7 protein-coding genes and 1 tRNA gene are annotated in these 12,001 nt (G+C 55.3%); 5 read left to right on the top strand and 3 right to left on the bottom strand.

Annotated elements, in window-relative coordinates:
- Positions 1 to 7: 7 nt before the first annotated feature.
- Positions 8 to 1,471, top strand: a complete 1,464-nt coding sequence (locus TH30_RS10485; RefSeq protein ID WP_114098029.1) for a methyl-accepting chemotaxis protein — start codon at positions 8 to 10, stop codon at positions 1,469 to 1,471.
- Between the two features lie 147 nt (positions 1,472 to 1,618).
- Here TH30_RS10485 and greA read toward each other — a convergent pair whose 3' ends face one another.
- From greA to carA, 3 genes are all read right to left on the bottom strand, one after another.
- Positions 1,619 to 2,092 carry a transcription elongation factor GreA gene (gene greA / locus TH30_RS10490; RefSeq protein ID WP_114098030.1) on the bottom strand — a complete coding sequence of 158 codons (474 nt, stop codon included), beginning with the start codon at positions 2,090 to 2,092 and terminating at the stop codon, positions 1,619 to 1,621.
- Between the two features lie 105 nt (positions 2,093 to 2,197).
- Entirely contained in the window at positions 2,198 to 5,440 is a 3,243-nt protein-coding gene (carB, locus tag TH30_RS10495) for a carbamoyl-phosphate synthase large subunit (RefSeq protein WP_114098031.1), read from the bottom strand.
- 96 nt (positions 5,441 to 5,536) lie between these two features.
- Entirely contained in the window at positions 5,537 to 6,703 is a 1,167-nt protein-coding gene (gene carA / locus TH30_RS10500) for a glutamine-hydrolyzing carbamoyl-phosphate synthase small subunit (RefSeq protein ID WP_114098032.1), read from the bottom strand.
- A 366-nt stretch (positions 6,704 to 7,069) separates the two neighbouring features.
- On the opposite strand from carA, the gene TH30_RS10505 reads away from it, so the two are divergent.
- The 4 genes from TH30_RS10505 to TH30_RS10520 all read left to right on the top strand — a co-directional run bounded on the left by TH30_RS10505 (position 7,070) and on the right by TH30_RS10520 (position 11,962).
- Entirely contained in the window at positions 7,070 to 7,525 is a 456-nt protein-coding gene (locus tag TH30_RS10505) for a GatB/YqeY domain-containing protein (protein ID WP_114098033.1), read from the top strand.
- A gap of 180 nt (positions 7,526 to 7,705) precedes the next feature.
- The gene (gene dnaG / locus TH30_RS10510; protein ID WP_114098034.1) at positions 7,706 to 9,595 is read left to right on the top strand and encodes a DNA primase; all 1,890 of its coding nucleotides are present in this window, start codon (positions 7,706 to 7,708) and stop codon (positions 9,593 to 9,595) included.
- 114 nt (positions 9,596 to 9,709) lie between these two features.
- On the top strand, positions 9,710 to 11,782 hold the full coding sequence (gene rpoD / locus TH30_RS10515; protein ID WP_114098035.1) for an RNA polymerase sigma factor RpoD: 2,073 nt from the start codon (positions 9,710 to 9,712) through the stop codon (positions 11,780 to 11,782).
- Between the two features lie 106 nt (positions 11,783 to 11,888).
- Positions 11,889 to 11,962 (top strand) — tRNA-Ile (locus tag TH30_RS10520).
- Positions 11,963 to 12,001: the final 39 nt, after the last annotated feature.

Here is a 12,001-nt window from a genome sequence, read left to right on the forward strand (position 1 = left end):
TGTGTTTATGGAAAAGTTACTTGAAATTCGGGCGAACGCGCTCAGGGCATTGTTTGTGATTCTGGCACTGCATATCCCGCTAAGCGGTATTGCAGGTTACATTGCCAGCAACGATGCCGTGTCTCCGGCCATTGCCAGTGCAGTGTTTGCTGTCATCGCTTTTGTGATCTATCGCATCGCAGGTGAACAGGCCCAGATTTCACGCTTTATCGTATCGTCTGCCATGATCTTGCAAGTCGGGGTGCTGGTCTATGCATTCCGCGGGCATCCCTGGCAGATTGACATACATATGTATTTCTTTGCTGCCCTTGCCGTACTTGGTGCGCTTGTGTGCTGGAAGACAATCGTTGTCGTGTCGGGGGTCATTGCGCTTCATCACCTGATTTTGAACTTTGCGGTTCCCTATTGGGTTTTCCCCGAGGGGGCGCAGTTCTGGCGTGTTGTCCTGCATGCGGTGATTGTGATTGTCGAGGCAGGTGTTCTGATCTGGTCGTGCAAAAGCCTTTATAACACGCTGGCCAATGCGGAAACTGCACGTACCGAGGCGGTCGAAGCGGCAAAAGCAGCAGAAGATCTGCTGGCCCAGAATGAGCAACTTCGCAAACAGCGCCAGATCGAACGTGATCAGTTCAAGCGCGAACTGGCTGACCAGATTTCAGCGATGATCGGCAAATCGGCCAGTGCGGTGGACGCGGAGTCCGTTCAATTGCAAGATCGGGCGCAGGTGATGAATGAGCGTGCCCGTGTTGGTCGTGAAGCATCCAAGGGTGCGGTTCATGCATCTGAAGAAACCTCGCAAAACGTTGAGTCTGCTGCATCCGCAGTCGACGAAATCAATGCGTCGGCCGAGGAAATCTCGCGTCAGATCGGGCGTGCGCGCGAAATCACCAACAATGCGGTGGATCGTTCGACAACGGCAAGTGAACGGATTGAATGGCTGTCGAATGCGGCAGAAAAGATTGGCGAAGTCGTCAATCTGATTACCGATATCGCATCGCAGACCAACCTTCTGGCATTGAACGCAACCATTGAGGCCGCGCGCGCTGGCGAAGCAGGCAAAGGCTTTGCTGTTGTTGCCAACGAGGTCAAAAACCTCGCTAACCAGACTGCGCGTGCGACCGACGAGATCGCCCAGCAGATTGCCGAAATCCAGGCTGCAACCGGGGATTCCGTGTCGGCGGTCAAGGGGGTATCGGAAACCATCGGCGATATGGTCGAAGTGGCCGCAACGATTTCCTCGACCATGGAACAGCAGCAGTCAGCAACCCGCGAGATTGCGCAAAGCCTTGGCATTACGGTTGAAGCTACCCGCGATCTTTCGGATCTGATCCATCAGTTGTCGCAGATCGCCGAAGAAACCGGTGCGACCGCAACCGAAATGCTTGGCAGTGCCGATCATCTTGGTTCAGAGGCAACCGACCTTAACCGTAATATCGAAGCGGTTCTCGAACGTCTGGCAAAAGCCGGATAATCAATTACGATAGACGTCCCAACGTGCAAAGGCCGGACATTAATTTGCCCGGCCTTTTGTTTGATATCGGTTCATGTCGATCTGGCGGCATAAAAAAAACGGCCCGAAATGCATCGGACCGTTTTCCTGATCTGGGTGTTTTCCGATTTACGAGAAATCGACCTTCAGAATTTCATAGCTTTTGATGCCGCCCGGGACGGTTACTTCGACGGAGTCACCAACAGACTTGCCAATCAACGCACGCCCAATCGGCGAGGTCGTTGAAATGCGGCCAGCATTGATGTCAGCCTCAATCGGGCCAACAACCTGATAGGTGGTTTCTTCGTCGGTATCTTCGTCGACAAGATCAACCTTTGCGCCGAACTTGACAACGCTGCCCGCCAGGGACGGAACGTCGATAACTTCGGAACGGCTCAGGACATCTTCGAGCTCGGCAATACGACCTTCGCAGAAACTTTGGCGTTCGCGTGCGGCATGGTATTCGGCATTTTCCGAAAGATCACCATGTTCGCGGGCTTCCGCGATTGCCTTGATGATTTCAAGACGTTCGACGGACTTGCGATGCTTCAGTTCTTCTTCGAGGCGCTGATGCCCTTGCGGGGTCATTGGTACTTTTTCCATCGCGCTCACAGCCTATTCTTATTAGAGGTCGATACTACAAAATCAACCGCCCGGCATTTTACCGCCGGGCGGTTTAAACTGTTCAGTCGGGTTCGGTGAAGAACCTCAGTACTTGTCCCCAAGATATTCCTGAACCGCGCGAACTTCAAGTGCGCCGCGTTTCAGGTTGTCGATGGCGCGCAATGTTGCGCGGGCACCGGCGACAGTGGTGTAGTACGGAATATCATCGGTAAGGGCAGTACGACGGATCGAGAAACTGTCGACCACAGCCTGTTTGCTCTCGGTGGTATTGAATACCAGGTTGATATCGCCGTTCTTCATCATGTCCACGATATGGGGACGTCCTTCCTGTACCTTATTGACCGGGGTGACGTCCAGCCCTTCTTTTTCAAGAGCTTCTGCTGTGCCATGGGTCGCAACCACGCCAAAGCCAAGGGCAATCGCGTCGCGTGCGAGTTGAACAGCGGCCGGTTTGTCATGGTTTTTGACAGAAATGAAGACCTTGCCACCGAGCGGCAGCGTATGGCCGGCAGCCATCTGTGCCTTGGCAAAGGCACGACCGAAATCGGTATCAAGACCCATGACTTCACCGGTCGAACGCATTTCCGGGCCAAGCAGGGTATCAACGCCAGGGAAGCGGTTGAACGGAAGGACCGCTTCCTTGACAGCGATATGTTTGAAAGGACCGTGATCAATTTCAAAATCGCCAAGCTTCTCACCGGCCATGATTCGTGCGCCGATCTTGGCAATCGGGTTGCCGGTTGCCTTGGCGACGAACGGAACCGTACGCGAAGCGCGCGGGTTAACTTCGATCAGATAGATCGTGTCATCCTTGATCGCGAACTGAACGTTCATCAGGCCGACAACATTCAGTGCCTTGGCAAGCTGAACCGTCTGGGCCTTGAGGCGTTCGATCATTGCGTCATCAAGCGAGTAAGGCGGCAGCGAGCAGGCAGAGTCACCCGAATGGATACCGGCTTCTTCGATATGCTGCATGATGCCTGCGACAAAGACGTTTTCGCCGTCAGAAACAGCATCAGCGTCGATCTCGATCGCATCCTGAAGGAAGCTGTCGATCAGAACCGGGCTTTTGCCTGAAACCTGGACGGCTTCCTGCATGTAGCGCAGAAGGTCTTCGGTGGTGTGAACGATTTCCATCGCACGGCCGCCCAGAACATAGGACGGGCGGATCACGATCGGGTAACCGATGCTTTCGGCGATCTTGACAGCTTCGTCAACCGAACGGGCAATGCCGTTTGCCGGCTGCTTGAGGCCAAGCTTGTGGATCAGGGCCTGGAACCGGTCACGGTCTTCGGCAAGGTCGATACTGTCGGGGCTGGTGCCGAGGATCGGAATACCGGCCTTTTCCAGAGCAGCCGAAAGTTTCAGCGGGGTCTGGCCACCATACTGAACGATCACGCCAAGCAGCTCGCCATTGGACTGTTCAAGCTGGCAGAGCTCGATCACGTCTTCGGCGGTCAGCGGTTCGAAATACAGACGATCCGAGGTGTCATAGTCGGTTGAAACCGTTTCCGGGTTGCAGTTGACCATGATCGCTTCGATACCGGCTTCGCGCAGCGCATAGGCCGCGTGCACACAGCAGTAATCGAATTCGATGCCCTGACCGATACGGTTCGGGCCGCCACCAAGAATGATGACTTTCTTGCGATCAGTAACCTCGGCTTCGTTTTCGGGTTCGAAGAAGCCGTCACCTTCATACATGGAATACATGTACGAGGTGCGTGACGGGAATTCGGCAGCACAGGTGTCGATGCGCTTGTAAACCGGACGCAGGCCAAGAGCCTGACGCTCAGCGCGAACCGCGTCTTCTTCCTTGCCGGCCAGTTCGGCCAGACGGGCGTCAGAGAAACCGAGTTTCTTGAGACGCAGCAATTCCTGCTTGTCGCTTGGAATGCCGTTGGCGCGGACTTTTTCTTCTTCGGCGACCAGCATTTCAAGCTGCTTGAGATACCAGGGGTCGAACTTGGTTGCCGACTGGATTTCTTCAAGCGTCATGCCATGACGGAACGCCTGTGCCGCATAAAGAATGCGGAACGGGATCGGCTGGGTCAGCTGAGCGCGGATTGCCGCCTTGTCAGGGGCGCCTTCGATTTTGACTTCGTTCAGACCGGTCAGGCCGGTTTCCATTGAACGCAGGCCTTTCTGAAGGCTTTCGGCAAAGCTGCCACCAATTGACATGGCTTCGCCGACCGACTTCATCGCCGTACCCAGAAGCGGCTTCGCACCCGGGAACTTTTCAAAGGTAAAGCGCGGGATCTTGGTGACGACATAGTCAATGGTCGGTTCGAACGATGCCGGGGTGACACCGGTTATGTCGTTATCAAGTTCATCGAGCGTGTAACCAACCGCAAGCTTGGCAGCGATCTTGGCAATCGGGAAACCGGTCGCCTTGGATGCCAGTGCGGAGGAACGCGACACGCGCGGGTTCATTTCAATAACGATCAGGCGACCGTCTTCCGGGTTTACGGCGAACTGAACGTTCGAGCCACCGGTATCAACACCGATCTCGCGCAGAACTGCCAGCGAGGCATCGCGCATGATCTGGTATTCTTTATCGGTCAGGGTCAGCGCCGGGGCGACGGTGATCGAGTCTCCGGTATGGATGCCCATCGGATCGACGTTTTCGATCGAACAAATGATGATGCAGTTATCCGCGTTGTCGCGAACAACTTCCATCTCATATTCTTTCCAGCCCAGAATGGATTCTTCGATCAGAACTTCGTGGGTCGGCGAAATCGCCAGACCGTTGCGGACGATCTGTTCGAATTCTTCACGGTTATAGGCAATACCGCCACCTTCACCACCAAGGGTGAAGCTTGGGCGGATGATGGCCGGAAGGCCGGTGATCTCGAGCGCCTTGACCGCGTCTTCGAAGGTGCGAACCATTGCAGAGCGCGCACTTTCAAGACCGATCTTGTCCATGGCATCGCGGAACAGCTGGCGGTCTTCGGCCTTTTCGATGACGTGCTTTTTCGCACCGATCATCTCGACGCCATATTTTTCAAGCGTGCCGTCATTAAACAGGGCAAGTGCCGTGTTCAATGCGGTCTGGCCACCCATGGTCGGCAGAAGCGCGTCCGGGCGTTCCTTTTCGATGATCTTGGCAACCATCGCCGGTTTGATCGGCTCGATATAGGTCGCATCGGCCAGGTTGGGGTCGGTCATGATGGTCGCAGGGTTCGAGTTGACCAGAATGACACGGTAGCCCTCTTCCTTAAGGGCCTTGCAGGCCTGGGCACCGGAATAGTCAAACTCGCAAGCCTGACCAATGACAATCGGGCCGGCACCGATGATGAGGATTGATTTGATATCTGTACGTTTCGGCATGTCGTTTTCCGCTTTTCGCAGGGCGGGCGCACGTGCTGCACCGCCTCGTTTAAGTCCGTTAATCGCGTATCTTTGGAGCGTGTCCTGACCCGGAGATCAGGATTTGGCTTCCTTGATCAGACCAACGAAACGTTTGAACAGGTAGTGGCTGTCATGCGGCCCCGGGGAAGCTTCCGGGTGGTACTGAACCGCAAAGGCCGGTTTGTCTTTGGCGCGCAGACCCGCAAGCGACCCGTCAAACAGCGAGAAGTGGGTTGCTTCGACATCGTCAGGCAGGCTGTCCTTGTCAACGACAAAGCCGTGGTTCTGCGAGGTGATCTCGACGACACCGGTGGTGGTGTCCTTGACCGGGTGGTTGGCACCGCGATGGCCGACATCCATTTTCTTGGTCTTCGCACCAAGGGCGAGCGCCATCATCTGATGACCAAGGCAGATGCCAAAGACAGGTTTGCCACTATCAATCAGCTTGCGAATGGTAGGGACCGCATATTCGCCAGTTGCCGCAGGATCACCAGGACCGTTCGACAGGAAGATGCCATCCGGGCTCATCGCAAGGATTTCTTCAGCCGAGGTGGTTGCCGGAACAACCGAGACCTTGCAATCAAGGCTTGCGAGATTGCGCAGGATGTTGCGCTTTACGCCGTAATCGATGGCGACGACATGGTGTTTGGCATTGCCAAGCTTGCCGTAACCGTCTTCACGCGACCACAGGGTTTCTTCCCAGTCATAGCCGGTCGTGCAGCTGTTATCCTTGGCAAGATCCATGCCCTCGAGGCCCGGCCATTCATTTGCCTTGGCAATCAGGGCCGGAATATCAAAGATACCATCCGGGTTATGGCAGATCACGCCATTGGGAGCGCCTTCGGTACGGATGCGCTTGGTCAGGCGACGGGTATCGACACCTGCGATCCCGATACGGCCATGTTCGGCAAGCCATTCGTTGAAATGTTTCCGGGCACGATAGTTGGAAGGCTCGGTGATGTCCTGGCGCAAGATGCAGCCAAGGGCAACCGGTTTGGCATTTTCAATATCTTCGTCGTTGGTGCCGACGTTGCCGATATGCGGGAAGGTAAAGGTAATCATCTGACCGGCGTAGGATGGGTCGGTCATGATTTCCTGATAGCCCGTGATAGAGGTGTTGAAGCAGACTTCACCGACGACCTCTCCTCGGGCACCGACGCCGCGTCCCCAAAATACTGAACCATCTGCGAGAACCAGAACGGCAGAAGCACCAGGAGGCGGGGTGTGCGTGGGCGCTGACATTGGCAAATGTCCTTTCGATCTTTCCACGGTGAGACACGGAGTCTTTATATATAATAAATACAGGCAAGCCGACAAAAACGACTGCAATCTGACTGCATACCGGGCATGCGGACGTGCCAAGTCGATCCCAGCATGTTGGACTGTGCATCTGTGATGTCACAGCGGGCCGTGCTGGAAGCGAAGCAAATCGTAATCCCGGTAGGCAAATTGGCGGATGTCTACGGGAGTCGTCCGGTCCTGTCAAGAACCCATCGAAACTTTTATTTTCCAAGGAAAATCAACGGTTTGCGGGGGAAGGTTTTCTTTGCGTCGAATGCCGTAATGGGGTATGTTCGGTCCTTTCTTCCACAGAATCAGAGATGAGCCATGCTGCGATCGCAGCTTAACGACGCTTTGAAAAAGGCTGTCCTTGCCAAGGATGCCTGCTCCGTTACCACCGTGCGCCTTATTCTGGCAGCACTTAAAGAACGCGATATCGCTGCACGGGGCGAGGGCAATACCGACGGCATCACGGATGACGACATCATCAATCTGCTTCAGGCAATGGTGAAACAGCGCCGTGAAAGCATCGAGATGTACACCAAGGGCAACCGCCCGGAACTTGCTGATCAGGAAGCCGCAGAAATCGGCGTGATCGAAAAGTTCCTGCCCGCACAGCTTTCTGATGCTGAAATCGAGGAAGCCGTGCGTGGAACTGTTACCGAAATCGGCGCGACCTGTCTGAAAGACATGGGACGCACCATGGCAGCGCTGCGCGACAAATATAGCGGCACCATGGATTTCGGCAAAGCAGGTGGCGTTGCCAAAAAACTTCTGGGTTAATCCAGACAGTCCTATTTAATTTGAAAGCCGGGCGTGTAAAATCGTCCGGCTTTCGTCGTCCCTAAAGCCTGCCATGCGCGCGCATGATTTATAATGGCGTTCCCGTAAGAAGGCAGGGCTGGGGCAAAGACCATCAACAGGGTTGCGCACACGCGTAACCATAAACGGGATCGGGACATCATGAGCTTTCCCCAGTCGTTTCTGGACGACCTGCGGGCACGGGTAGGACTGGCAGATATTGTCGGTTCATCGGTGAAGCTGATCAAACGCGGCCGCGAATATTCCGGTCTGTGTCCGTTCCATTCCGAAAAATCCCCGTCGTTTACGGTCAATGAGCAAAAGGGTTTCTATCACTGCTTTGGCTGTGGGGCGCATGGCGATGTCATCAGTTTCATGATGAATACCCGTGGTCTGACCTTTGTCGAGGCGGTCGAGGTCCTTGCCAATCAGGTCGGCATGGAGGTGCCCAAACCGTCACGTGAAGCCCAGGAACGCGAACAGAAGGCCAAAACCCTTTATGAGGTGATGGAGGCGGCCTGTGTGTTTTTTGAGCGCATGTTGCGCATGCCTGAGGGCAAGGAAGGGCTTGATTACTTCCATCGTCGCGGCCTTGACGACAAAACCATTACCGATTTCCGCCTTGGCTTTGCGCCCGATAACCGTGCGGCCCTGAAAGCAGCGCTCAAGCGCGAGGATATCGACGAAAGGCTGATGATCGAAGCAGGCCTTCTGATCGAGCCTGAAGACAACAGTCGGCAAAGTTATGACCGGTTCCGTGGCCGGGTGATGTTCCCGATCCTTGACCGGCGTGGCCGGGTGGTGGCCTTTGGCGGGCGCGTGATGGGCGATACCAAGCCGAAATACCTCAATAGCCCGGACACACCACTATTTCACAAGGGCCGCTTGCTTTACGGGTTGCCGCAGGCGCGCGAGGCGGCGCTCCATGATGCCCCGATCATCGTTACCGAGGGCTATATGGATGTGATCGCCCTGCATCGCGCCGGTTTCCGGGGGGCTGTCGCGCCGCTTGGAACAGCGGTGACCGAGGAGCAGATCGGCGAGCTTTGGAAAATGACCAACGAGCCGGTCCTGTGTCTGGATGGCGATGCAGCCGGGAAACGTGCGGCGGTGCGTGCAGCCGAGCGCGCCCTTCCGATCCTGCGCCCGGGCAAGTCATTGCTGTTTTCCATCCTGCCTGAGGGCGAGGATCCCGATAGTCTGATGGCAGGTCCCGGCGGCTTTGAAAGCTTCAAGAAGATCATTGATCAGGCGGTTCCGCTGGCCGAGCTGGTCTGGCGGATGGATGTCGGGGCGCACAAGATCGATACCCCGGAACGGCGTGCGGCCCTTGAAGCTGATATCAATCAGCGTATTTCGGTGATTGCCGATGAGGCCGTACGCGGCCAGTACAAGTCGATGTTCAATGACCGGATCTGGAAACTGTTCAAGGGTGAGCGCGGAAACAGGCCCGTCGGGCGCGCTGTTTCGGGCGGTGGATATCAAAATAAAAAGCTGCCACGGGGTGGCAAACGCGGGAAAAATGACCATTTCTTGGGTCCGGCCGGGAAAGCAGTGCCGGGCATGTCGCGACCTCCGATGCAGAAGAAGCGCGATCTGCAGGACTCCATTCTTTTGCTGACACTGATCAATCATCCTGCCCTGCATGACGAGATCGGTGAACAGCTTGGAATCTATAGTTGTGCAGACTCCGCGCTTGACAATCTTCGTCGGGCCGTCTTAAAGCTGCTTGATGACGATCCTGGACTTGATTCCGATTCAATCAGGACCCATTTGGAGCGCGACGGGCTGTCAGAGACAGTTTTGCGGGTGGTCAGTGCGGATGTAATTGCGCACGCCGCTTTCGCCAAGCCCGAAACGCCGCTCGAACGGGCCAGAACGGGTTGGAAACAGGTTTTTTCCATGGCTGTAAGCTCCCTGGAGGACGAAGAGGCAAAATACGCCGTCCGACAGTTGGCAGCAGATACCAGTCAGGAAGAATGGGAGAGATTTTCTCACAGGCGTGAGGATCTCGCCCGTCGCCGGGAAAAAGTGTTCAAGCTCGACGACTGATCTTTGAGTGTTCTGCACTCAGGATCGGCGATCGGGCTATTTGTGATTTGCGCTGACAAGACAGCGCGTGGGACAACAACGGTACGAATGTACCCAGCGGGAAACGGGGAATAGATGTCGTCTAAGACTTCGAACGCTGAAGAGAAAAAGAACTCTTCTGAAAACGCAGACGGACCTCTTCTCGATACATATAAAGCGGCCATCAAGAAGCTCATTGCCAAGGGCAAGGAGAAAGGCCACATCTCGGTCGATGAGTTGAACGCGGCTCTGCCGTCGGAACATTTCTCGTCAGAGCAGATCGAAGACGTGATGAGCAATCTCAACGAGATGGGCATCAATGTCATCGATGGCGACGACGCAGATGACAATGACGACGACAATGATGATTCGGATTCGGATCCGCGCGGCAATATCTCGGAAGAAGATGTCGGCCGTACCGATGATCCGGTGCGCATGTATCTGCGCGAGATGGGCAGTGTTGAGCTGCTGTCGCGCGAAGGCGAAATCGCCATTGCCAAGCGTATCGAGGCCGGCCGTGACATGATGATTGGCGGGATTTGTGAATCCCCGCTGACCATTCGTGCCATCGTGAACTGGCATGATCAGCTTCAGGCTGGTGAACTTTTGCTTCGTGATGTTATCGACCTTGAAACCACCTATGGCGGCGGCCCGGATGCCGAAATCGCTGCCGAGGAAGGCGAGGAAGAAGAAGTTGATGCAGAGGCGGATGTCGAAAGCTTCGATTCTGCCAATGACGACGAGGACGAAGAAGCCGAAACCGAAACCCCCGAGCCGATCGGTGGCGATGACGCCGAAGAAGAAGAGGAAGACGAGGACGACGAAGAGTCCGGGGATTCCGACGGCGAAGAGGGCGGCGACGGCGATGATGATGACGACGAAGACGAGAACGAACAGGTCAACGTTTCTCTTTCCAAGATGGAAGAAGAACTGACCGAGCAGGTTCTTGAGAAATTCGAACTCATCGCCAAGACCTATGAAAAGCTCCATAAGGCCCAGGAACAGCGACTGGTTGCCCTTAACAAGGGTGAAGCGGTTCCGGCAGCGACCGAGAAGCGCTATGCCAAGCTCAAGAACGAGATGGTCGAGCTGATGGAAGACGTTCATCTGAACAACTTCCGTATCGAAGAGCTTCTTGACCACCTGACGGGTCTTAACAACCGTTTGCTCGGCCTTGAAGGCAAGCTTCTGCGCTTTGCCGATCGTTGCAAGATCAAGCGTCCGGATTTCGTCAAACAGTATCAGGGGCATGAACTTGACCCGAACTGGATGGAACGCGTTGCCGGTCTTCCGGGCAAGGGCTGGAAAGCCTTTATCGAACGCTATCCCGAAGAAATCGCCAAACTGCGCGAAGATGTTGGTGGTGTTTCGGCCGAGGTCGGCCTTCCGATCAGCGAATTCCGCCGCGTTTACAGTGTTGTGAACAGGGGCGAACGCGAAGCCGGTCGTGCGAAAAAAGAGATGATCGAGGCCAACCTGCGCCTTGTGATCTCGATTGCCAAAAAATACACCAACCGTGGTCTTCAGTTCCTTGACCTGATTCAGGAAGGCAATATCGGCCTGATGAAGGCGGTGGACAAATTCGAATACCGCCGCGGGTACAAATTCTCGACCTATGCGACCTGGTGGATCCGTCAGGCCATTACGCGTTCTATCGCCGATCAGGCCCGTACGATCCGTATTCCGGTTCACATGATTGAAACCATCAACAAGCTGGTGCGTACCTCGCGTCAGATGCTGCATGAAATCGGTCGTGAGCCGACCCCGGAAGAGCTGGCAGAAAAGCTTCAGATGCCGCTTGAAAAGGTTCGCAAGGTTCTGAAAATCGCCAAGGAGCCGATCTCGCTCGAAACCCCGATCGGGGACGAGGAAGACAGCCATCTTGGCGACTTCATCGAAGACAAGAACGCCGTTCAGCCGCTTGATGCTGCGATCCAGGCCAACCTGCGTGAAACCACCACACGGGTTCTGGCATCGCTCACCCCGCGTGAAGAACGTGTTCTGCGTATGCGTTTTGGCATCGGCATGAACACTGACCACACCCTCGAAGAGGTTGGTCAGCAGTTTTCCGTGACCCGTGAACGTATCCGTCAGATCGAAGCAAAAGCGCTGCGCAAGCTCAAACATCCGTCGCGCTCGCGCAAACTGCGTTCGTTCCTCGATTATTAAGAATTCAGACGACGTTCGGGCTTGACCTTGGCCCGAAAATCGCTAGTTTTCGGGACCGCACCAGTCATCTGGTGCGGTCTTTTCTTTACCCGGACTTTTGTCTTGGGGACCCGTAGCTCAATTGGTTAGAGCCGACCGCTCATAACGGTCTGGTTGGGGGTTCAAGTCCCTCCGGGTCTACTATGGAGCAGTGTTTACAGAGCGTATTCACTGCTCCAT

This window comes from Thalassospira profundimaris (assembly GCF_003326795.1).
Lineage (GTDB): Bacteria > Pseudomonadota > Alphaproteobacteria > Rhodospirillales > Thalassospiraceae > Thalassospira > Thalassospira profundimaris_C.

Excerpts from the sequence above, each read along its gene's own strand:
- TH30_RS10485 (WP_114098029.1), top strand. The coding sequence starts at position 8 with ATGGAAAAGTTACTTGAAATTCGGGCGAACGCGCTCAGGGCATTGTTT.
- greA (WP_114098030.1), bottom strand. The coding sequence starts at position 2,092 with ATGGAAAAAGTACCAATGACCCCGCAAGGGCATCAGCGCCTCGAAGAA.
- carB (WP_114098031.1), bottom strand. The coding sequence starts at position 5,440 with ATGCCGAAACGTACAGATATCAAATCAATCCTCATCATCGGTGCCGGC.
- carA (WP_114098032.1), bottom strand. The coding sequence starts at position 6,703 with ATGTCAGCGCCCACGCACACCCCGCCTCCTGGTGCTTCTGCCGTTCTG.
- TH30_RS10505 (WP_114098033.1), top strand. The coding sequence starts at position 7,070 with ATGCTGCGATCGCAGCTTAACGACGCTTTGAAAAAGGCTGTCCTTGCC.
- dnaG (WP_114098034.1), top strand. The coding sequence starts at position 7,706 with ATGAGCTTTCCCCAGTCGTTTCTGGACGACCTGCGGGCACGGGTAGGA.
- rpoD (WP_114098035.1), top strand. The coding sequence starts at position 9,710 with ATGTCGTCTAAGACTTCGAACGCTGAAGAGAAAAAGAACTCTTCTGAA.